This window comes from Streptomyces sp. A18, assembly GCF_059026065.1.
The window spans coordinates 41,097-61,850 of sequence record NZ_JBWLKL010000026.1 but is presented as its reverse complement, the minus strand read 5'-3'; the positions used below and the strand labels follow the sequence as shown (position 1 = coordinate 61,850).

Genomic DNA, 20,754 nt, shown 5'->3' with positions numbered 1-20,754 from the left:
CAGGAAGGGCGAGGCCGGATGGACATCCTCACCGAGGCGCTGGCCTCGATGCGCACCGGGCACCCGGCGTCCGTACGGACCAACGGCCGCGCCCCCTGGGGCCTGCGCCTGCCGTCGGTCGAGGGCGCCGGGTTCCACGTGGTCCTGTACGGCACCTGCTGGCTGGTACCTCTGCCCGACGCGCCGCCGCACGTGGAGCCGATTCCGCTGAACCCCGGAGATGTGATCTTCCTGCGCGGCGGACGGGGACACATCCTCGCCGACCACCCCTCCACCCCGGCAGAGGAGTGCAAGAGCGCGCAGTTCCAGGAGAGTTCACCGATCGGCTCGATCACACTCGGCGGCGAGGGTGCCGAGACGAGGCTGCTGTGCGGCAGCTACCACCTGGACCAAGGGCGCGCGCACCCCCTGGTGCGCCAGTTGCCCGAGGTGATCCATCTGCCGACGCGGCACGGACGCCACCCGGAACTGAGCGCGGCGGTCCAACTCCTCGGGTCCGAGCTGGAGAACCCGCGCATCGGCTCGGACGGCATCGTGCCCACGCTGATCGACTCGCTGCTGCTCTACATCCTGCGGGCCTGGCTCGACGACCAGCCTCCGGCCGCCACGCAGGGCTGGGCGGCGGCCCTGGGCGACGCGGCGGTCGCGCCCGCCCTGACGGCCATGCACGACAACCCCGCGGCCCCGTGGACGGTGGAGTCCCTGGCGGAGCGGGTCGGCCTTTCCCGCGCCGCGTTCGCCCGGCGGTTCGCCGCGCTGGTCGGCGAACCGCCGATGTCCTATCTGACCCGCTGGCGCATGACGACCGCCGCCCGCATGCTGCGCGAGTCCGACGCACCGCTGACCACGGTCGCCGCCCGCACCGGATACGGCTCGGAGTTCGCCTTCGCCAAGGCCTTCAAACGGGAGTACGGCCTGGCGCCGGGCGGCTACCGGCGCCAGAACAGAGCGGCCTAGCCCTTCGCTTTCGGGTCACCCGAACTGGCCGGGACGGTAGTCGCCCGCGGGCTGCTGGACGATCACATTGAGGCGGTTGGCGGTGTTGATCAGGGCGATGAGCGACACCAGTGCGGCGAGCTGCTCCTCGTCGTAGTGCTTGGCCGCGTTCGCCCAGACGTCGTCGGCGACACCGCCCGCCGAGTCGGCGATACGGGTGCCCTGTTCCGTCAACTCCAGTGCGGCGCGCTCGGCTTCGGTGAAGACCTTGGCCTCCCGCCAGGCGGCGACCAGATGGAGGCGCACCGGGCTCTCCCCGGCGTGCACGGCGTCCTTGGTGTGCATGTCGGTGCAGAAACCACAGCCGTTGATCTGACTCGCCCGGAGCATCACCAGGTCCTGGGTCGTGGACGGCAGCGTCGACTCCGAGATGATCACCCTGCTCGCCGAGGCGATGTGCTTCAGGGCCTTGGCCGCGAGCGGGCTGCCGAAGAGGTTCAAGCGGGCTTCCATGACGCACTCCTTGGTGTCGGTGGCGGTTACACCTCCTACACGGAGCGGCCCGGCCTGATTCGACAGGGACGAGTGTGACGTGCGTCTCCTCTTGGTCGGCGTGCTCACACCTGTCGGTCGGGCGTGCTCACACCACCACGGCGACGGCTGCCGTCACACCGACGGCGACAATGAGCCCGCGCAGTACGGCCGGTGAGAGACGGCGGCCCACCCGCGCGCCGATCAGGCCGCCCAGGGTCGAGCCGACGGCGATGACGCCGACCACCGTCCAGTCGACGGTCGCCACCGCGATGAAGATGACCGCGGCGACACCGTTCACGAGCGACGCGAGGACGTTCTTGACAGCGTTCAGGCGCTGCAGGTCATCCCGGAGGAACGACCCGAACAGGCCCATCAACAGCACGCCGAGAGCCGCGCCGAAGTAGCCGCCGTAGATGCCGGCGCCCACGACGCCCGCCACCAGGGGGATCCCACCGTCATCCCGGCCGCGGCCGTCGCTGCGTGCGAGCCATTTCTGGAGGCGGGGCTGCAACAGCACCAGGACACAGGCGAGCAGGATCAGCACCGGTATCGCGGCGCGGAACGTGTCGGCGGACAGCTTCAGGAGCAGCACCGCTCCCACGACGCCGCCCACGAACGCCGCGATGCCGAGCTTGATGAGGCGGGGCAGTTGGCCCTTGAGCTCGGCGCGGTATCCGTACGCCGCGCTGATCACGCCCGGGACGAGCCCGATGGTGTTGGAGACGTTGGCGAGGACGGGCGGGTAGCCGAAGGCGAGCAGCGTGGGGAAGGTGATCAGGGTGCCGGAGCCGACCACCGCGTTGATGCCGCCTGCCGCGACGGCCGCGGCCGCGATGGCCACTGTCTCGAGTACGTGCATGGAGCGCCCTTCCCGGGACGGTCGGCGTACCGGAGCGCGGGCAGCCCGGGACGGAAGTCTGGTGCGGAGTCGGCGCAGAGTCTGCGGCGGCGTCTGCTGCGGGAGCCGACGGGTCGGCACCCGTCCCGTCCCGCATGTCCTCCGGAAGACGTACGGACCGGGCCGGGTTGCCGCCCTGGGCCCGGGAAGATCGTCCCGCTGGCCCAACACCCAAGTCAATCCTCGGATTTCCTTGCAGACCCCCAAGCTGTAGCTTCACCCTTCATGACTCTCGATGACCTGCGTGTCTTCGTCGCCGTCTGCCGAACGGGCAGCCTCAGCGCCGTCGCCCGCGACCTTTCCTGCACGCAGCCCGCGGTCAGCCAGCACATCAGACGCCTGGAGCGGGAGCTGGGGCTCAGCCTGCTCGAACGCCACCCGCGCGGGGTCGTCCCCACCCCGGCCGGACTGCTCCTGCAGAACGCGGCGGCCGGTGGCCTGGGCGACATCGACCACGCGCTGCGCCGCCTGAGCGACCTGGTGCGCGGTGAGGCGGGGTCGGTGCGGATCACCACCGGTGCCACCACGGTGCGGCACTTCATGTCCGAGGCGATCGTGGCCTTCCGCCGCCGCCATCCCCAGGTAAGCCTTGAGTTCGAGACCGCCCACTCCAGCCGCAGCTGCTTCGACGCCCTCATCGCGGGCGGCCTCGACCTGGCCTGGATCTCCCTCGGCGCACCGGTGAAGGGCATCGAGCAGCGCCCCGTCATCGAGCTTCCCTGGGTGCTTGCCGTCCACCGCGAAGACCCCCTCGCCACCCGCCGGTTGATCACCACAGCGGACCTGGCCGGCATCCAGCTCATCGGGCTCCCGGAGAGCACGACCTCCCGTGCGCGCCTGGACGCGTGGTTCACCGAGCGCGGCATCAGCCCGGCCTCCGACACCAGCGTCGCCGACTGGGACACCGCACTCCTGCTCGCCGAACTCGGCCTGGGCCACGCCATCGTCCCCGACCTGCCGGGCTGGCGCGGACCAGGCCACCCCGACCTGCGCCTGATCCCCATCCCGGAACTGCCCACGCTGTGGACCGGATGGGCGGTACGCCGCTGGGACGCGCTGTCTCCTCTGGCCAAGGCCTTCGCGGACACGGTCAGCCACAACTGCGCGGGCGCACGCGTCCCCGAGCAGGCGTCGGGGGAGATTGTCAGTGGGCGTATGTAGCGTTCGGTGAGTGGCGGACGACGACACGATGACAGGTGCTGGGATCACCACGAGGGGGAGTGTCATGGCTGTTGGAGAGGTCGACGCCTGGGCGGGTCTCGGCTGGGACGGCTGGCGGGACCGCGCGCGGGTGCGTGAGTGTCTCGAGCGCGGGGCCGACCCGAATGTGTGGGGCGGTGGCAGCCCCTTGCACCGGGCGGCGGTGTCCGGTTCACCGGAGGTCGTCGCCGAACTGGCCCGCCGTGTGGACGACATCGACGCGGCGGAGTGGGGCTGCACCGCCCTCTGGTCCGCGGTCCTGTCCGATCGCGCGGACAACGCGCGGGTGCTGGTCGCCGCCGGGGCCGACCCGTGGCGGCCCGTGCTCGCGGGCTGGTCCCCGGGCAGGCTCAGCATGGCGGGACCGACGCCGGACCTCTTCCGGGTTCCGGCCGGGGAGCACGGACTCACCCCGGCCGAGGCCGCCGCCGCGACAGAGGGCAGACGGCTGACAGCGGCCCTGGGCGACCTGGACTACGACGGCATGGGCCTGGCGTGCGTGGCCGGAATCGACGCGGCCGAGGCCGCACGCCGACTGGGCGCCGAGCCCTATGAAGACCCGGAGTTGGATGCTTTCGCAGAGGACCCGTGGTCGTACGACACGGACGAGTCCCTGCAGATCATCGGCGCCACGGACGTACCGGGCGGCTGCGTCATCACCCAACCCTGGGGCTACGCACCGCAGATGCCCGGCGTGCAGACCCTGCTCTCCACGGGCACCGTCTGCTACGGCCTCTATGCCAACCCCAAGAGCGGAAACCAGGGCAGCATCGCCCGTGACGGCACGATGGAGGCCTCGGACCTGCACCCGGGAGGCGAACCCGACGAGGACGACTCAGCACAGGAAGTCCTCGCCTCGTACCTCTACCGCCACAGCGCCGTGGCCTACTCCTGTGCCTACGTAGGCCTGCGCCTGACCGACGCCCGCGCCGTCACCGGCCCGCCCGACATATGGCTGAAGCTGCCGCAGCGCGACTACTGGCACTGAGCGCCGGGCACGCCCCGGTGCCTAGCCCTTGAGGCCGACGGTCGCGCACGCCGCCTTGAACTCGGCCGTGCAGATCTCCTGGGTCTTGTAGATGCCGTCCTCGATGACCGTGGACTTGATCGTGTCCCGCGTCAGGGGGCGCACCGAGACCAGGAGGGAGGGGATGTTCTTCGTGGTGGCGTTGTCGGACTTGTCCCCGGCCAGGGCGTCGTACTCGACCATGCGGCCCTGGGCGATCCGGACCGCCATCTGCGCGGCGCCGACGGCCTCTTCGGGGTAGGGCTTGTAGACGGTCATGTACTGCTCGCCCGTGACGATGCGCTGCACGGCCGAAAGCTCCGCGTCCTGGCCGGTGACCGGCGGCAGGTCGGTGAGTCCTGCGGCCTTGAGGGCCTTGATGGCGCCGCCCGCCATGCCGTCGTTGGCGGAGTAGACGGCGGCGATGTCGTCCTTGCCGATCGCGGTGATCGCGTCGGTCATGTGGGCGCCCGCGGTCTGCGGCTTCCAGCCGTCGGTGTCGTACGACTTGGCGATGTCCACCTGGTTCTGGAGCTGGGAGAGCGCGCCTTCCTTGAAGACGGCGGCGTTCGGGTCGGTGGGCGAGCCGTTGATCATGACGATCTTGCTGTTCTTGCGGCTGCTGCCGAGCGCCTTGAGGATCGCCTGACCCTGCACCTGGCCGACCAGCTCGTTGTCGAAGGCGACGTACCCGGAGACGGGGCCCTCCGCGAGACGGTCGTAGGCGATGACGGGAATGTCCGCTTCCTTCGCCTTCTTGACCGACGGCGCGATCTTCTTCGCGTCCACGGAGCTGACCAGGATCACGTCGACCTTGTCGGTGACCATCTGGTCGAGCTGGCCGTTCTGCTTGGCGGCGTCCCCGTCGGCGTTGGCGTAGACGAGCTTGCCCTTGCCGTTGGTGAGCTTCTTGACCTGCTTCTCGATGATGGGGTGGTCGAACTTCTCGTAGCGAGCCGTCTCCGCCTCTGGCAGGAGCAGACCGACGGTGACATCGTCACCCTTCCTCTCGGCCTGTGATTCTCCGTCGTCACCGGAGTCCAGGAGGCTGCCGCATGCGGCGAGCGAGAGTGCCAGGGCGCTCACAGATACGGCGACGGTGGCTTCACGCATACGGGTTCTCATTCGCCCACTTCCTCGATCGGACCGCTTCGTTGTGATCCGAGGTGGCTGAAAGCCAACCCCGGAGTGTTCCCGGCGTCAAGGAGTCAATACATAACGAGATTGCAATGGAATGTGTGTTTCAGTGTTGAACCGTCCTGTATTTACACGTGCCAGCGGTGGAGTCCGCTTGTGGCGGCGGGAGCTGCGGAAGTGGCCGCCACCTGCCGACATGACGCGGGCTCCGCCCTGCTGACCACCCGTCAACTCCTGTTGGAGTGTCCGGGCTTCCGGAGGACCCAGGGGGCGTAGCTCCGAGGAGGAGGGGCCGATTCCTTACGCGCCGTCGTCGTCGATGGGGTGCCACACGGCGCGGCCCCCGTCCGCGCGGACGCGCCCGAAGACCACATCGGCGAAGTGGATGCCGAAGCCGATCGTGCCGGGCTCCTGGAGTTCGTCGACGAGGCGGCGGCGGAAGTCCGCGGACCGGGCGGAGTCGTGGTCGGGCGCCGCGGACCACTCGGGGCGGCCCACCTGTATAGGGGAGTGGAGAGCGTCCCCGAACGCGATGAGGCGCTGCCCGCTCGTCCCTACTTCTCTCGCCTCCTGTCCGCCCGGCGTGATGACGTAGGCGGCGTGGCCGGGCGTGTGGCCGGGGATGAACCGGACCCGGACGCCGGGGAAGATCTCCTGGCCATCCGCCACGGTCCGCACCTTCGGTGCCAGCGAGGCGAGCGCCTCCGCGCTCGTGCCGTGGGTCTCCAGGAGGTGGCGTTGCGACCACTCGGGCTCGGCCACCAGGTAGTCGGCCCGGGTGAAGGCGGGGTGCTCGCTGCCAGGGGCGTGGTGCTGGGCCCAGCCGATGTGGTCGACGTGCAGGTGAGTGAAGGCGACCGCTTCGATCTCCGCGGGGTCGCGGCCGAGCGCGGCCAGGTTGTCCAGGAGGGCTCCGCCTCGGATGGCGCCGATCGCGTTGCCCGGCTCGGCCGGGAACGACTGCGGTCCGAACCCGGTGTCGATCAGAAGCGCGCGCTCCCCCTGCTCGACCAGGAGGCCGCCGATGCCCGCCGCGAGGTGGCCGGCTTCGTCCAGGTACTCGGGGTGGGCCGCCCAGTCCTCGTCGGTGGTGTCCGGCAGCCAGCCGCGCGGCGTGAGCTGGACGGATCCATCGGGTACATACGTCACCTTCGTCTCGCCGAGTCGCAGAGAGCGGATGCCGGACGGCCGGCGCAGCCGTGCGGTCGCGGGCTGGTGCTGGGAGTGAGTGGTCATGGGGGCAACCATATGCATCTAGCTTGAATCATTCAAGCTCGTAATATCCAGACTGGATGCACTTGCTAGTCTTGGCGGCATGACGAACCCCGAAGCGCAGGTCATCGCCGAGCGGCAGCTGTGCGGCCTGGTGAACGGGATGGCCGATCAGATCGCGGAGCACCTGCGCGAGCGGGCGGTCAGGCTGGGGCTCACCGCGCCGCAGGCGACCGCGCTGCGGGAGCTCGCGGGGCCCATGACCATGCGGGAGCTGGCCGAGCGCATGAGCTGCGAACCCTCCAACGCCACCTTCGTCGTGGACAAGCTGGAGAAGCAGAACTTGATCGTGCGCCGCCCGCACCCCTCCGACCGACGCGCCAAGCAGCTGGTGCTCACGCCCGAGGGTGTGTCACTGCGGGAGCGGCTTCTGGGGCTCCTCGCCGAGGGCTCGCCCCTCGCAGGGCTCACGCAAAAGGAGCAGGACGCCCTGCGGGGCCTGCTCCAGCGGGCCATTTCTCGCCCCTGATGAGACCGGAGGTCCGAAGATCTCCGCAATGTGGTGTGGGTCCACGGCCGGTCGGGCGAAATATGCAGAGGTTGCCCGTGCCGTGAAGGCCATCTCGTGCTACTGTTGATCGTAGTTGCAGTTGTGGTTCCCATAAGACTTCAAGTGCCTTTGGTGGAACAAATTCCGCCGGGCACTTTTGTATTTCCGGAGAAGTTTTCCGGACGGGGCAATCAACGTGGCGACGCCGGGGTTCGCACAGTGCGGGTCCCGGGCTTGCCCCGAAGGAGATATTTAGTATGGCTACTGGCACCGTGAAGTGGTTCAACTCGGAAAAGGGCTTCGGCTTCATCGAGCAGGAGGGTGGCGGCCCGGACGTCTTCGCCCACTACTCGAACATCGCCACCCAGGGCTTCCGTGAGCTTCAGGAAGGCCAGAAGGTGAACTTCGATGTCACTCAGGGCCAGAAGGGCCCGCAGGCCGAGAACATCGTTCCTGCCTGACGCTGAAGCGTAAGACGACGCTGGTGCCCGCACCTCACGGTGCGGGCACCAGCTCGTTGCTGTTTACAGAAGTTTTTCTTTTATTCGGCTCGTGCTTGCAATTCGTTCGGTTGAAATCCACCGAGAATTCCTCGATGCGTGCCATATCGAGGAAGGTTCTCAATGAACCGTTCAGCTCGCACGAACGACCGCTATTCCAACCCCCGCAACAGCGGCGGCTCCCGCGGCGCCAGCGCCCGTCAAGGCGGCCCCCGATCGGGCAACCGCTCCGGCGGCCAGGGACGCCGTCCCGCCGCCCCCCAGGGTGAGTTCGCCCTGCCGGTCACCATGACCCCGGGTCTCCCCGCCGTGGAGACCTTCGCCGAACTCGACATGCCCGCCCCGCTGTTGAAGACCCTCACCGACCTCGGCGTCACCGAGCCGTTCCCCATCCAGGCGGCCACGCTGCCCAACGCCCTCGCGGGCCGGGACGTACTGGGCCGGGGCCGCACCGGATCCGGCAAGACCCTCGCCTTCGGGCTCCCGCTCCTCGTGCGCACCGCCGGTCAGCGCGCCGAGTCGAAGCGGCCCCTCGCGCTGGTCCTCGTCCCCACCCGGGAGCTCGCCCAGCAAGTCACCGAGGCACTCACGCCGTACGCCCGTGCCCTGAAACTGAAGCTCGCCACGGTGGTCGGCGGCATGTCCATCGGCCGGCAGGCCGGCGCGCTGCGGTCAGGGGCCGAGGTGCTCGTCGCCACGCCCGGACGCCTCAAGGACCTCATCGAGCGCAGGGACTGCCGTCTGGACCGGGTGAGCATCACCGTCCTGGACGAGGCCGACCAGATGGCCGACATGGGCTTCATGCCCCAGGTCACCGAACTGCTCGACCAGGTGCGCCCCGACGGCCAGCGCATGCTGTTCTCCGCCACGCTCGACCGCAACGTCGACCTGCTGGTGCGCACCTACCTCCACGACCCCGTCGTGCACTCCGTCGACCCTTCCAAGGGCGCGGTCACCACGATGGAGCACCACGAACTGCACGTGCACGGCGCCGACAAGATGGCGACCGCCACGGAGATCGCTGCGCGCGACGGCCGGGTGATCATGTTCCTCGACACCAAGCACGCCGTCGACCAGTTCACCAAGCACCTGATGGGCAGCGGCGTACGCGCTGCGGCGCTGCACGGCGGCAAGTCCCAGCCGCAGCGCACCCGCACCCTCGCCCAGTTCAAGACCGGCGCCGTGTCGGTCCTGGTGGCCACGAACGTCGCGGCCCGCGGCATCCACGTCGACAACCTCGACCTGGTCGTGAACGTCGATCCGCCCAGCGACCACAAGGACTACCTGCACCGCGGCGGCCGCACAGCACGTGCCGGTGAGTCCGGCAGCGTCGTCACCCTGGTGACGCCCAACCAGCGGCGCGACATGAGCCGTCTGATGTCCGCTGCCGGAATCAGGCCGCAGATCACCCAAGTCCGCTCCGGCGAGGCCGAGTTGAGCCGGATCACCGGCGCGAAGGCCCCCTCCGGAGTGCCGATCGCCGGCAGCGCGCCCAGCACGGAGCGCCCCAAGCGCGGCGGTGCTCCCTTCCGGGGGATGGGTACGCGTCCCGGGCAGCCCGGCCGCTCCGGCGGAGGTTCCCGCAGGACCGCTGAATCCCGCGAGATGGCGGAGGCGCGTAAGGCCGCGCGGGTGCGTCGCGCTGCCTGAGGCGCAAGGGGTATGCCGCCACCACGCCCCAGGACCTCGTGGACGCGCTCGGCAACGGCAAGGGCGGTCTCTACAACACCTTCGGCAACAAGCACGCACTGTTTGAGCGGGCGCTGCGCCGCTACCGCGACAGCCGGGCCTCGGCTCTCATCGAGATGCTCGAAGAGCCGGGGCCCGTAAAAGAGCGATTGCGGTCGGCGCTGTGCCTGCTCGTGGACATGGATCTCACCGACCCGGAGCGGTGTCCGGACTTGTGAACGGCTGAACGGCTGAAGGGCTGATGGTGCTGCGGCCCTCCTCCTGTATGGCTTCCTCCTCTCTAGCTCGCCGATTTGCCTAAAGGTATTAGGCAGGTGCATAGTCGATTATGCCGAAGGAGCTGCGGGGCACAGGAGAGGGCGGGCAATGGTTCGTGCAGGACTGACCACCGAGCGCCTGGCCCAGGCCGGCGCGGAGCTGGCCGACGAGGTCGGGTTCGAGCAGGTGACCGTCTCGGCGCTGGCCAGGCGGTTCGACGTCAAGGTCGCGAGTCTGTACTCGCATCTGAAGAACTCCCAGGACCTCAAGACGAGGATCGCCCTCCTCTCCCTGGAGGAACTCGCCGACCGGGGCGCCATCGCACTGGCCGGGAGGGCCGGGAAGGATGCTCTGACCGCGTTCGCGAACGTCTACCGCGACTACGCCCGCGAGCACCCCGGGCGATACGCCGCGGCTCAGCTGAGACTCGACCCGGAGACAGCGGCCGCCAGCGCGGGGGTCAGGCACGCACAGATGACGCGTGCGATCCTGCGGGGCTACGACCTGACGGAGCCCGACCAGACCCACGCGGTGCGGATGCTGGGCAGCGTCTTCCACGGCTACGTCAGCCTGGAGATGTCGGGAGGCTTCAGCCACAGCGAGCCCGACTCGCAGGAGACGTGGTCGCGGATCCTGGATGCTCTTGATGCCTTGCTGCGGAACTGGCCTGCGTCCTGAACGCCCTGCGTCCTGACTGGCCGCGGCGGTCGACTGAACTGCGGCGCGAGCCGGCTCCCGTGGGAGTAGCGACGTACCGATGTATCGGCCTACCGGCGTTGCAGCGCTCCCGACCACCACCCAGATACCTTGATCAGCAGGCGGAGTTGACGATGAACACGGCGAACACGGCGAACACGGCGAACACAGCGAACACAGCGAACACGGCGAAGACCGAGCACGACTGGATCACGACACCCATCACCGCGGGCATCGTGCGCGGCGCCCTCGACCTGGAGCAGACCGAGCATGGCATCCTGCCGCACAGGCTGCCCGCATGGGCCCGCGCCCAGTTCGCCGACGGGCAGTTGGCCATGGCGGAGGCTCAACCCTCCGGCGTACGCCTTGTCTTCCGTACCCGGGCCACCGCCCTCGAACTGGACGCGCTGCCCACCAAGCGCGTCTATGTGGGCGCCCCGCCCCGCCCGGATGGCCTGTACGACTTGCTCGTCGACGGCCGCTTCGCCGGTCAGGGCAGCGTCAGCGGTGGCAACACCCTGACCATCGACATGACCAAAGGATCCGCCGAGCGCAGCCCCGGCCCGGTCGGCACTCTCCGTTTCGCCGAACTGCCCGACGGCGACAAGGACATCGAGATCTGGCTGCCGCACAACGAGGCCACCGAACTCGTTGCGCTGCGCACCGACGCACCCATCGAGCCTGTGCCGGACCAGGGCCGCAAGGTGTGGCTGCACCACGGCAGCTCGATCAGCCACGGCTCCGACGCGGCGAGCCCCACCACCACTTGGCCCGTACTCGCCGCATCCCTCAGCGGCGTGGAACTGATCAACCTCGGCTTCGGCGGCAGCGCCCTACTCGACCCGTTCGTCGCCCGCACCCTGCGTGACACTCCCGCCGACCTGATCAGCATCAAGATGGGCATCAACCTGGTCAACGCCGACCTGATGCGCCTGCGTGCCTTCACCCCCGCCGTCCACGGCTTCCTCGACACCATCCGCGAAGGCCACCCCACGGCGCCGCTCCTGGTCGTCTCGCCCATCCTGTGTCCCATCCATGAGGACACACCTGGCCCCAGCGCGCCGGACTTCACGTCCGTCAGCTCCGGACGACTGCGGTTCGTGGCCATGGGTGACCCGGCGGAGCGTGCGAGCGGGAAGCTGACGCTGGGTGTCATCCGCGACGAGCTGGCCCGCATCGTGGAGCAGCGTGCGGCCGAGGACCCCAACCTCTACTACCTCGACGGCCGAGACCTGTACGGGGACGACGACTCCGCCGAGCTGCCGCTGCCCGACCAGCTCCACCCGGACGCCGCCACCCACCGCCGCATGGGCGAGCGCTTCGCCAAGCTGGCGTTCACGTCCACCGGCGCCTTCGCGGCCCGCAACGCCTAGCCTCCGCCGCTCCCGCGGCGGCCTCCGCGCCCGTACGGGAGTGACCGAGTCAGTCGAAGTCCGCGCGCGCCTTTGCGTCATGGGCGAGCAGCCACTGGACGACGTCTTCGGCTTCCTGCGCGCGGGCGATGTCCAGGGGAGTCATGTCGTCGTAGCCGATCCAGTTGACGTCTGCCCCCTGCTGCAACAGGCGCTCAGCCGTGAGTAGTTGACCACCTTGGCAGGCGCCCCAGAAGGCGCTGGTGATGGCGGATGGGGTGGGGGAGTCCGGTGCGCCGTACGGCGTGGCGAGGAACGATTCGACCTGCTCCAGGAGGCCAAGGGTGGCCGCGTCCTGAAGGTCCGCGTGGGCTCCGTGCTCCAGGAGCCGGCGGGCTGCCCGCCACTGGCCGAAGCCGCGCGCATCGGAGAGCGGGGTGCCGCCGCCGATGACGGCACCGGAGGCTTCGATGTCGGCGCCCGCGTCGATGAGGGCGTCGAGCGCGATGACGTCGTCATTGCTGGCGGCCCAGTGCAGAGGCGTCTCGGTGTGGGCTCCGACAAAGCGAGCGTTGGGATCGGCGCCTGCCGCGGTCAGGGTGGCGATGACCACTTCGGAGTGGGGGTAGTGGCCGGGCCAGTCGGTGGCGATGTGCAGGAGGCTCCGCCCGCCCCCGGCGGGGCCGTGTTGGACGATCCGGCTGGTGGCCAGGGCGGGGTGGTCGGCCAGGAGCTGACGCAGAGCGGGGACGTCACCCTTCTGGATCGCCTCGGTCGCCGAAATAGCCAGCGGGTCTTGGGAGTTGAGGATGTCCACGTGCGGGAGGCCTCCTGCTCGATTGCTCTGGTCCAGACCTATTGACGGCAGGTCTGGACCACTTTACGGTGTGGCGCATCGCACCACTTACGTCTCCAGGCACCACAGTCCAGGAGGTAAGCGTGTCATCCCGAACCTCTCCCCGCGCCCACGCCCCGCGCCGCGTAAGGTCCCGTCTGTTGACGGTGGGTCTGGCACTGGCTGTCGCCGCACCGCTGCTGGTAGGCGCCGCGCCACCACAGGACGGCATGACCACCCCGACTGACGTAGCCGACGCTCAGCAGCCGCAGAGCACCCAGAGCACCCGGAGCCTCCAGACCGACCAGACCGACCAGACCGTCCAGGACGAGACGTGCGCGGTCAAGTCGAAGCCTGCCGGGAAGGTGCTCCAGGGCTACTGGGAGAACTGGGACGGGGCCGCCAACGGCGTTCACCCACCGTTCGGTTGGACCCCGATCACGGACACGCGCATACGTGACCACGGCTACAACGTGATCAACGCGGCGTTCCCGGTGATCCGTTCCGACGGCACCGTCCTGTGGGAGGACGGGATGGACTCGACGGTGAAGGTCGCCACACCGGCCGAGATGTGCCAGGCCAAGGCGAACGGTGCCACGATCCTGATGTCGATCGGCGGCGCGACGGCGGGCATCGACCTCAGCTCGAGCACGGTCGCCGACCGCTTCGTCGAGACCGTGGTGCCGATCCTGAAGAAGTACAACTTCGACGGCATAGACATCGACATCGAGACAGGCCTCGTGGGCAGCGGAAACATCAACCAGCTCTCCCCGTCCCAGGCGAACCTGGTCCGCATCATCGACGGCGTCCTCGCCCGGATGCCCGCGAACTTCGGCCTGACGATGGCGCCCGAGACGGCGTATGTCACCGGCGGCAGCGTGGTGTACGGCTCGATCTGGGGCGCGTACCTCCCCATCGTGAAGAAGTACGCGGACAACGGCCGCCTCTGGTGGCTGAACATGCAGTACTACAACGGCAGCATGTACGGCTGCTCCGGCGACTCCTACTCCGCCGGAACGGTCGAGGGATTCGTCGCGCAGACGGACTGCCTGAACAAGGGCCTCGTCATCCAGGGCACCACGATCAAGGTCCCCTACGACAAACAGGTCCCGGGCCTCCCGGCACAACCGGGCGCGGGCGGCGGCTACATGGCACCGAACCTGGTGACACAGGCGTGGAACCACTACAACGGCGCGCTGAAGGGCCTCATGACCTGGTCCATCAATTGGGACGGCTCGAAGGGCTGGACGTTCGGCGACAACGTGAAGGGGTTGCCCTAGCGGATCTGCTGAGCATGGCAGCATGGCAAGACCTGGTTCGAGAAGAACCAACGCTCCGACGATCACGGCAAGAGCATCAAGACCCTCGACGAGAGCAGGGGTGTGCTGCCGACGTTGAAGCCGTCAGCTCCTTGGCGGCACCGATGCCTCTTCGCCAAGCCCCGCCTGTACGCACCACCTCACACCACCTCACACCGCCTCACACCGCGTCGACCTTGACGCGGTCGCCTCCGGCACCGCGCAGGGCGGGCCCTGGCAACTACTTCGAACCGCGGCCTGATCGCATTCGCGCGGGGCTCGCACGACCGGTCACACCGACGAGGCCTTCAAATACTGTGCACATCCTGCGTGCTGCTGCTGCGCGGCTTCTTCGGGTAGTGGCGGTGCGGGCGGACATGGCCGAATCCAGGTCACCTACGACAGAGATCCGCGCCACTCCGGTTGACTGCCCGCAGTGGCTGGTCTGTAGCCCTCCCGGTGATGGGCTTGGTGGGCCGCATCCCGTCCGGTCAGTAGTTTCGCTGCCTGATTCTGTGTGTGATCGGCCGCCAACTGGGCTTCGGCGACGGCGTCGCCGAGTTCGCGTACCAGGTCCTCATAGATCGGCAGATGATTGTACTCAGTGGAGCTGAGCGTCACATTCGGTCCTTCGGCTGCCGCGCCTGTTCCCTGCGTGGTCTGCGGTGCGGAAAGGCGCAACGGCGGCAGCGGTCTGTGGTGATTGTTGAGGCCTATTTGCCGTCAGGCTCGGTTGAGCCGGGCAGCGATTCCATGGCCGATCAGCAAATACATGACTGCTGGCAGACCATAATTGAGGACAACGCGTAGACCTTCTGTGTCCATCGTGAAAATATCCTGCGACCACCAGGCCAGCCAGCCTGCAGTTCCCTGCACGAACTCGACGAACACATTCGCCTGGTTCGCGTCGAGCAGGAACAACAGGATCCACAAGCCGAGCAGACCAGCCGCGATGTCGGCGACCGTACAGATGGTGAGGGCTGTGCGCCGTGTGGCTGCCTGGTTGCGCTCGGAGCGGTCCGGGCCCGGGGGAGGCTGGTTGTACGTCTGGTTTCCAGGAACCGGGTTGATGTTGCTCACAGGAGATCCGATCTGAGTAGTGCCGTGCCGTCGGTGCGCTCGCTCCAGGCATCGAAATTGAGCCCGGGTCTAGCCCCGCTTCTGCCTGCTTCTGCGTTCCGCATGCGCTGTCGTGTTACACCGCGCCCGCGGCGGCCCACATATGGCTGACTACTCAGGCACCCACCCAAATGTCAGGTGTAGGGGTACTTTTCCGGATGGGATTGAAAGGACTTTCGGGGCGCCCTCACGGGCCCCTGTTCAACCATGTGCGCGATTCGTGACCGCTCAATGATGGCAACAAGTGTGAGTGCTCATAAGGGTGTCGGTCTTGTGGACTTTTCCGTCCACCCGTGACGTCCTACTGCGTGGCGCGCTGTCACGAGTAATCAGGCTGATGACCAACGCGCCCGGTACGAGCTGGTGGTCACCGATCGACTGCTGTTCACGTTGATCGATCTGCGCCACGGCGTGACGCACGGCGTGCCGACCGCTGGTTCGGCGTGGGCCGTTCCACCGTCACCTCCGTGATTGGCGATCGAAGAGTGGGATCCGGCCACTCGGCCGGACATCGCCCCGTGGCGTCGGCCGCCCCCCCCCGGTACATCTCCGAGCCGCAGGCAGCCCGCTGTGTAGCGTGGTGGCGACCGTGTCTCCGATGAAGGCGGCGTGTTCGTCTGGCGCCGGGAAGGCAAGGAATGGCGAGGCTAATCGATGCAGCCGTCGCGCAGATCAGCATCTCCGACGGGACGCTGGGCATCGTGGACGAGACCTGCCTGTCTGACATCCATCATCTGCATGAGCCGCAGGGCGGCTGGGTCCGGGCAGCCAAGGGCATGGTCCAAGTGGAGTGCCCCTGGGACGTCATCACCGTGCGGGCCCGGGTGGAGAGTTGGAGCTCGGCACCGTCCGCCGACGAGTCGGCCTGGACCGGCAGTGGAGAGGCCGAAGTGGAGCTGCCCGGCGGTGGAGGGCTGTGTCTCTACTCGATGGACGACTCGTGCACGATCCCGATGGCCCTTCCGTCACCGGGGCTCTATCGGCTGCGGGCCCATTGGGCACTGAATCCGGAGACGGGTCCCTTCTACTCCCCCTTCGAGTCAGGCGTCCTCCTGGAGACGCCTTCGGGGCATGAACAGTCCTTGCAGGACACGGATCTGTACTGCCTCATGCAACTCTGGCGCCTGCGCCCGACGGACGCCCCGGGCTGACCGTGGCGATGAGACGCATGCGATGCATGCGGTGTGATGCATGCCGTGCGGTGCATGGGGCCGGCCGTCGAGCGGTCGGCCCCACTTGCGATCAGCGCAAGCGCCGAGTCGGCAGGTCAGTCGCCGATGTAGAGGGCGTAGGCGTCCCAGTCCAGGATGCGGTCGTTCTCGTACCAGGCGCGGAGTCGGCTGCCGGCCTCCTGGTTCTCGGGCCGGTCGATGTAGCGGACCGAGTAGTCCCCCTTGTACTCGTCGCCCACGCCCTCGTATTTGTAGCGGGCGGCGCCTTCGTAGGAGGAGGCGAAGGGGTACTCGTCACAGTCCTTGCCCTGCCCGGGGCCCCCGGGCACGTTGCCGCTGCGGCAGTACGCCCTGACCACGCTGCGATTGGAGTCGTAACGGTCCCGCTGCGTCGCACCGGCGGCAGGAACGACGCGGTGCAGGGGGTCGACCGGTTCGGCGCCCGGCAGGTTCTTTCCGTCCTTGGGCGGCAGCGTGTCGTCCGGGTTGGCGCGCGCGTCGCCGATGTGATCGGCGACAGCGGCGACGCCGACGTATCCGCCGCTGGTCTTGTCGCCGCGGTCGTACCGCAGAGCCGGGGTCGTGTCACTGAAGACCGAGCCCAACTCGCCGTACTTGTTGAACCAGGCACTGTCGAAGCGCAGCTTGCCTTCCTCGCCCTCGGTGGGCTGGAACTGGCCGTATCCGGGGATGTGGAACTTGTAGACCGGCCGGAAGTCGCAGTCCGCGATCTGCTGTCCGGCGCTCTGGCCGGGGGGCCTGGGGGCGGTGGACACGAGGTCGAAGCCGACCTTGCCGTCCCTCTTCCAGTTGCCGGGCGAGTCGGTGCGACCGCGCTGGATGCCGCCGTCGCAGGCGTCCTCGGCGTTGCCTCCGCCGCCCTCCCAACTGCCCTCGTGCTCGAGTTCGGCCCGCATGGTGGCGCCGGGCTTGTTGAAGTCCCCGGCGGCCAGCCATACGTCGACGTCGAGATCGAAGTCGGCCCAGCGATGCCGGTCGCTCCCGATCCACCCGCCGACCTGGCCCTTGCCGATGATGGTGTTACGGGAGACGAACTCGCCCTTGAGGTAGCAGCCCGGAGGCCACAGGCCGCAGTCGATCGCCGGGATGATGATCAAGTGCCGCTGGCAGTACGCGTACCTGTTCTTGATCCAGCCGCCGTCGTTGCCCGAGTCGTCATTGTCCGCGCATTCGCCGACGCTCTTGATGTACTGGTAGATGTCCGCGGGCTTCTCGCCCTTGGGGAATCGCTTGCTGGGTACGGTGTAGCTGCGGCCCCAAGGAGCACGTGTCTCGGCGCCGCCGGGCTCGGCGGTCGGACCGCTGGTCGGCTTGATGCCGAGCCGGTCCAGGTCGCCGTCCTTCTTCAGGACGTCGGCGGCCTTCTGCGGATCGGCGACGAGCTTCGGGTCCGAGATGACATAGGCGTCACCCGGCTTCAGCGACGTCTTGGCCCCTGTGGGCGCCGTGCGGTCCGCCGAGGACGCAGGCACCGTGACGAGGCCCAACATGACGGCCGACACCGTTGCGACGAGTGCGACTCTTCTCCGGAAAAACATGTTCCTCCGCGGTCTCGGGTGGACCCCGGACGCCCCGGAGGGGGCACGTGTCGACGGCGGGTTCAGGGCGTGCGGACGCCCTCGTGCGGACGCCCTCGTGCGCAGCACGAAAAGAGGGCCGATCGGTCGACACATGGACAACCGCCCCGCACCGCCCGACGCTCGCGCCCCCTGGGCGCGTCCGGGCAACGGTTGCCATGCTCGCGCCAATTCCCTGTGGCATCAAGCGAGTTGGGTGCCCTTGGCTGAATGACCGGGGTTCCTTCGGGGGAGGATCTCAGGTCGCGTGGGCACTGTGGATGCCCAGGATCCTGCTGCAACGCTCTGTTGAAATGAGTGAGGTGCAGGGGAGGCCGGGGCTCCATTGGCGTGATCCATACCCTGGCGACGAACGGTGAGGTGTGGTGGTCGTGGTCCGAGTGTTCGCGGCGACAGGGGCAAGGGCGTCGGAGTGCCGTCGGAGTCAAGTTACTTCGGAAACACACCAGTTCACCACAACCACGAGGGACACACATGAGCCACCCGAAAGCCATGAAGGACTCGCGAGTGCATCTGCGTGCCGCCGGATGCTCTCTCCTGCTCGCCTGCGTATCCGGCAGGCTCCCCGTGGTCGAGCACTGGGGAGCCGATCTCGGCCCCTTGGACGCGGCAGGCGCCGAGGGGGCGGGCCTCGCGGCGCTGCGTGTGGGGCGCCGTTCCGGTGAGCTGGACGCGGAGCGGACCTCCCTCGTGCCGGAGCCGCGGACGGGATGGATGGGCCGCCCGGGACTGATCGGCTCCCGCCGGGGGCGCAATTGGTCGCCTGCCTTCACCGTCACTGCCCTCACCGTGGACGGCACCGACGTGTCGGGTCATGCCGCGACAGGGCCCATGCCGGTCGCTGACGCGGGGAGACCCGCGCTGTTCGCCGAGACAGGGCCCGCGCTGGTCGAGGTGACCGCGGTGGACCAGGAGGGCGGCCTCCGTCTGGTCGTCGAGATCGAGATGCTGCACTCAGGGCTCGTCCGCATGCGCGGGCGCCTGGTCAATGAAGGAGAGGAGTACGACCTCGCCGAGCTGTCCCTCTTCCTGCCCGTCCCCCCGCATGCGACCCAGATCCTGGACTTCACCGGACGCTGGGGCATGGAACGCCTGGCGCAGCGCCACGAGTTCAGCACCGGAACGCACCTGCGGGAGAACCGGCGAGGCCGTACGGGCCTCGACTCCGCGTACGTGCTCCATGCCACCGAACACGGCAGCGACTTCGCGGGCGGGGAGACCTGGGCCGTCCATGTCGCCTGGAGCGGCAACCACCGCCACCTCGCCGAGAACGACAGCACCGGCGTCCGGCTGCTCGGCGGCGGCGAACTGCTCCTGCCCGGCGAGATCGTGCTCGGCCGCGATGAGGAGTACCGAAGCCCGTGGATCTACGCCGCGTACGGCGACGGTCTCGACCGCGTGGCCCATCGCTTCCACGCCTATCTGCGTGGTCGCCCGCACCACGTCTCTCCGGAGCGACCGGTGACCCTCAACCTCTGGGAAGCCGTCTACTTCGACCACGACCCGGACCGGCTCATCGAACTGGCCCGGCTCGCCGGCGAAGTCGGCGTCGAGCGGTTGGTCCTGGACGACGGCTGGTTCGGGGGCCGTCGGGACGCCCACGCGGGCCTCGGTGACTGGACGGTGTCCGCGGACGTCTGGCCCGACGGACTCCATCCGCTGATCGATGCCGTACACGGACACGGGATGAAGTTCGGGCTCTGGGTGGAGCCGGAGATGACTAACCTCGACTCCGACCTGGCCCGCGCCCACCCCGAGTGGATCATGGCGGCGCGCCGCGAACTGCCCGTCGAGCAGCGCTCCCAGCACGTACTGAATCTGTCCATCCCCGAGTGCTACGACGCGGTGCTGGGCCAACTGCTCGCGCTGCTGGCCGAGTATCCGATCGCGTACCTGAAGTGGGACCACAACCGCGATCACGTCGAGGCCGGTATCCAGCCGCGTGGGGGTGTTCCGGCCGAGCATGCGCAGACGCTGGCGATCTACCGCATGCTCGCCGAGCTCAAGGCCGCGCACCCGGGTCTGGAGATCGAGTCCTGCGCCGCCGGCGGCGGTCGGATCGACCTCGGGATCCTCGAACTCACCGACCGCGTCTGGGTCTCGGACGTCAGCGATCCCCTCGAACGCCAGCGTCTGATGCGCTGGACCGCCCAACTGCTCCCGGCCGAACTGCTCGGCTCGCACATCGCGTCGCCGCACTCGCACACCACGGGCCGCCGTCACGATCTGTCCTTCCGTGCCGCCACCGCCCTGTTCGGCCACTTCGGTGTCGAGTGGGACCTCGGCGCCGCGACACCCGAGGAGCGCGCCGAACTCGCCCAGTGGATCGCTCTGTACAAGCAGCACCGGCGGCTGCTCAACACCGGCACGATGTGGCGCGGTCCCGACCCGGACGACGCGCTCTGGACCCACGGAGTGGTCGCCGATGACCGCTCCGAGGGCATCTACGAACTCGCCGCCCTCACGTGGTGCGAACCGGCCGCCCCGCCGCAGGCCCGGCTGACGGGCCTGGACCCGGCGCGGCGCTACCGCGTCCGCCCCCTCGTCGTCGGCGGCCCGCCCGCCGGATTCGCGCCGCCGGGCTGGTGGGACGAGAGCGGTACGGAGTTCCCCGGTTCGGCCCTGACACGGATCGGTCTGCAAGTGCCGGTGATGTACCCGGAGCACTCGGTCCTGGTCCACGTGGCGGCCGTCGACTGACGTCTGGGCTGGCGTCGGCGCCGACCAGACGCCGTACGAGCGGACTCAGCGTGTTGCCGGTACC

19 protein-coding genes are annotated in these 20,754 nt (G+C 68.6%); 12 read left to right on the top strand and 7 right to left on the bottom strand.

Translation table 11 applies throughout. The features are described from left to right. The first annotated feature begins 18 nt into the window (after positions 1–18). A complete protein-coding gene (locus AC5P1C_RS30595; protein ID WP_493869186.1) occupies positions 19–957 on the top strand; it encodes an AraC family transcriptional regulator in 939 nt (312 codons plus the stop codon). Between the two features lie 15 nt (positions 958–972). On the opposite strand, the gene AC5P1C_RS30590 is transcribed toward AC5P1C_RS30595, so the two are convergent. Further along, complete coding sequence (locus AC5P1C_RS30590; protein ID WP_493869185.1) at positions 973–1,449, bottom strand: carboxymuconolactone decarboxylase family protein; 477 nt, start codon at positions 1,447–1,449, stop codon at positions 973–975. Between the two features lie 127 nt (positions 1,450–1,576). Then, complete coding sequence (locus tag AC5P1C_RS30585; protein ID WP_493869184.1) at positions 1,577–2,329, bottom strand: sulfite exporter TauE/SafE family protein; 753 nt, start codon at positions 2,327–2,329, stop codon at positions 1,577–1,579. A 264-nt stretch (positions 2,330–2,593) separates the two neighbouring features. Between AC5P1C_RS30585 and AC5P1C_RS30580 the strand changes: the two genes are divergently transcribed. Next, positions 2,594–3,529 carry a LysR family transcriptional regulator gene (locus AC5P1C_RS30580; protein WP_493869183.1) on the top strand — a complete coding sequence of 312 codons (936 nt, stop codon included), beginning with the start codon at positions 2,594–2,596 and terminating at the stop codon, positions 3,527–3,529. 64 nt (positions 3,530–3,593) lie between these two features. Then, positions 3,594–4,556, top strand: coding sequence for an ankyrin repeat domain-containing protein (locus AC5P1C_RS30575; protein ID WP_493869182.1), 963 nt, complete (start codon positions 3,594–3,596; stop codon positions 4,554–4,556). A gap of 21 nt (positions 4,557–4,577) precedes the next feature. Here the strand turns inward: AC5P1C_RS30575 and AC5P1C_RS30570 are convergent, their stop codons facing one another. Both AC5P1C_RS30570 and AC5P1C_RS30565 read right to left on the bottom strand, forming a co-directional pair. Continuing rightward, on the bottom strand, positions 4,578–5,687 hold the full coding sequence (locus AC5P1C_RS30570; protein WP_493869181.1) for a sugar ABC transporter substrate-binding protein: 1,110 nt from the start codon (positions 5,685–5,687) through the stop codon (positions 4,578–4,580). A 324-nt stretch (positions 5,688–6,011) separates the two neighbouring features. After that, positions 6,012–6,947 carry an MBL fold metallo-hydrolase gene (locus AC5P1C_RS30565; RefSeq protein ID WP_493869180.1) on the bottom strand — a complete coding sequence of 312 codons (936 nt, stop codon included), beginning with the start codon at positions 6,945–6,947 and terminating at the stop codon, positions 6,012–6,014. Positions 6,948–7,026: 79 nt separating this feature from the next. On the opposite strand from AC5P1C_RS30565, the gene AC5P1C_RS30560 reads away from it, so the two are divergent. From AC5P1C_RS30560 to AC5P1C_RS30535, 6 genes are all read left to right on the top strand, one after another. Then, positions 7,027–7,452, top strand: a complete 426-nt coding sequence (locus AC5P1C_RS30560; RefSeq protein WP_493869179.1) for a MarR family winged helix-turn-helix transcriptional regulator — start codon at positions 7,027–7,029, stop codon at positions 7,450–7,452. Positions 7,453–7,730: 278 nt separating this feature from the next. Further along, positions 7,731–7,934 (top strand): cold-shock protein, encoded by a 204-nt coding sequence (locus AC5P1C_RS30555; RefSeq protein ID WP_100598391.1) that lies wholly within the window; start codon positions 7,731–7,733, stop codon positions 7,932–7,934. 162 nt (positions 7,935–8,096) lie between these two features. Then, the gene (locus AC5P1C_RS30550; protein ID WP_493869178.1) at positions 8,097–9,623 is read left to right on the top strand and encodes a DEAD/DEAH box helicase; all 1,527 of its coding nucleotides are present in this window, start codon (positions 8,097–8,099) and stop codon (positions 9,621–9,623) included. A gap of 38 nt (positions 9,624–9,661) precedes the next feature. After that, positions 9,662–9,880 carry a TetR/AcrR family transcriptional regulator gene (locus AC5P1C_RS30545; RefSeq protein ID WP_493869177.1) on the top strand — a complete coding sequence of 73 codons (219 nt, stop codon included), beginning with the start codon at positions 9,662–9,664 and terminating at the stop codon, positions 9,878–9,880. 148 nt (positions 9,881–10,028) lie between these two features. Continuing rightward, a complete protein-coding gene (locus AC5P1C_RS30540) occupies positions 10,029–10,598 on the top strand; it encodes a TetR/AcrR family transcriptional regulator (RefSeq protein WP_493869176.1) in 570 nt (189 codons plus the stop codon). A gap of 152 nt (positions 10,599–10,750) precedes the next feature. Further along, positions 10,751–11,989 carry a GDSL-type esterase/lipase family protein gene (locus AC5P1C_RS30535; protein ID WP_493869175.1) on the top strand — a complete coding sequence of 413 codons (1,239 nt, stop codon included), beginning with the start codon at positions 10,751–10,753 and terminating at the stop codon, positions 11,987–11,989. A 49-nt stretch (positions 11,990–12,038) separates the two neighbouring features. Here the strand turns inward: AC5P1C_RS30535 and AC5P1C_RS30530 are convergent, their stop codons facing one another. After that, positions 12,039–12,785, bottom strand: a complete 747-nt coding sequence (locus AC5P1C_RS30530; RefSeq protein ID WP_493869174.1) for an ankyrin repeat domain-containing protein — start codon at positions 12,783–12,785, stop codon at positions 12,039–12,041. Positions 12,786–13,033: 248 nt separating this feature from the next. Between AC5P1C_RS30530 and AC5P1C_RS30525 the strand changes: the two genes are divergently transcribed. Then, on the top strand, positions 13,034–14,083 hold the full coding sequence (locus tag AC5P1C_RS30525) for a chitinase (protein WP_493869173.1): 1,050 nt from the start codon (positions 13,034–13,036) through the stop codon (positions 14,081–14,083). A gap of 741 nt (positions 14,084–14,824) precedes the next feature. Here AC5P1C_RS30525 and AC5P1C_RS30520 read toward each other — a convergent pair. Then, entirely contained in the window at positions 14,825–15,181 is a 357-nt protein-coding gene (locus AC5P1C_RS30520) for a hypothetical protein (protein ID WP_493869172.1), read from the bottom strand. A 677-nt stretch (positions 15,182–15,858) separates the two neighbouring features. On the opposite strand from AC5P1C_RS30520, the gene AC5P1C_RS30515 reads away from it, so the two are divergent. After that, a complete protein-coding gene (locus tag AC5P1C_RS30515; RefSeq protein WP_493869171.1) occupies positions 15,859–16,371 on the top strand; it encodes a hypothetical protein in 513 nt (170 codons plus the stop codon). 116 nt (positions 16,372–16,487) lie between these two features. On the opposite strand, the gene AC5P1C_RS30510 is transcribed toward AC5P1C_RS30515, so the two are convergent. Further along, a complete protein-coding gene (locus tag AC5P1C_RS30510; protein WP_493869170.1) occupies positions 16,488–17,903 on the bottom strand; it encodes a NucA/NucB deoxyribonuclease domain-containing protein in 1,416 nt (471 codons plus the stop codon). 561 nt (positions 17,904–18,464) lie between these two features. Between AC5P1C_RS30510 and AC5P1C_RS30505 the strand changes: the two genes are divergently transcribed. Next, entirely contained in the window at positions 18,465–20,690 is a 2,226-nt protein-coding gene (locus tag AC5P1C_RS30505) for an alpha-galactosidase (protein ID WP_493869169.1), read from the top strand. Positions 20,691–20,754 lie beyond the last annotated feature (64 nt).

What these genes read in the sequence shown, in the direction of transcription:
- AC5P1C_RS30590 (WP_493869185.1), bottom strand. Translation starts at nt 1,449, where the DNA reads ATGGAAGCCCGCTTGAACCTCTTCGGCAGCCCGCTCGCGGCCAAGGCC.
- AC5P1C_RS30580 (WP_493869183.1), top strand. Translation starts at nt 2,594, where the DNA reads ATGACTCTCGATGACCTGCGTGTCTTCGTCGCCGTCTGCCGAACGGGC.
- AC5P1C_RS30510 (WP_493869170.1), bottom strand. Translation starts at nt 17,903, where the DNA reads ATGTTGGGCCTCGTCACGGTGCCTGCGTCCTCGGCGGACCGCACGGCG.
- AC5P1C_RS30575 (WP_493869182.1), top strand. Translation starts at nt 3,594, where the DNA reads ATGGCTGTTGGAGAGGTCGACGCCTGGGCGGGTCTCGGCTGGGACGGC.
- AC5P1C_RS30550 (WP_493869178.1), top strand. Translation starts at nt 8,097, where the DNA reads ATGAACCGTTCAGCTCGCACGAACGACCGCTATTCCAACCCCCGCAAC.
- AC5P1C_RS30595 (WP_493869186.1), top strand. Translation starts at nt 19, where the DNA reads ATGGACATCCTCACCGAGGCGCTGGCCTCGATGCGCACCGGGCACCCG.
- AC5P1C_RS30515 (WP_493869171.1), top strand. Translation starts at nt 15,859, where the DNA reads ATGGCGAGGCTAATCGATGCAGCCGTCGCGCAGATCAGCATCTCCGAC.
- AC5P1C_RS30525 (WP_493869173.1), top strand. Translation starts at nt 13,034, where the DNA reads ATGACCACCCCGACTGACGTAGCCGACGCTCAGCAGCCGCAGAGCACC.
- AC5P1C_RS30535 (WP_493869175.1), top strand. Translation starts at nt 10,751, where the DNA reads ATGAACACGGCGAACACGGCGAACACGGCGAACACAGCGAACACAGCG.
- AC5P1C_RS30555 (WP_100598391.1), top strand. Translation starts at nt 7,731, where the DNA reads ATGGCTACTGGCACCGTGAAGTGGTTCAACTCGGAAAAGGGCTTCGGC.
- AC5P1C_RS30505 (WP_493869169.1), top strand. Translation starts at nt 18,465, where the DNA reads ATGAGCCACCCGAAAGCCATGAAGGACTCGCGAGTGCATCTGCGTGCC.
- AC5P1C_RS30540 (WP_493869176.1), top strand. Translation starts at nt 10,029, where the DNA reads ATGGTTCGTGCAGGACTGACCACCGAGCGCCTGGCCCAGGCCGGCGCG.
- AC5P1C_RS30560 (WP_493869179.1), top strand. Translation starts at nt 7,027, where the DNA reads ATGACGAACCCCGAAGCGCAGGTCATCGCCGAGCGGCAGCTGTGCGGC.
- AC5P1C_RS30570 (WP_493869181.1), bottom strand. Translation starts at nt 5,687, where the DNA reads ATGCGTGAAGCCACCGTCGCCGTATCTGTGAGCGCCCTGGCACTCTCG.
- AC5P1C_RS30565 (WP_493869180.1), bottom strand. Translation starts at nt 6,947, where the DNA reads ATGACCACTCACTCCCAGCACCAGCCCGCGACCGCACGGCTGCGCCGG.
- AC5P1C_RS30585 (WP_493869184.1), bottom strand. Translation starts at nt 2,329, where the DNA reads ATGCACGTACTCGAGACAGTGGCCATCGCGGCCGCGGCCGTCGCGGCA.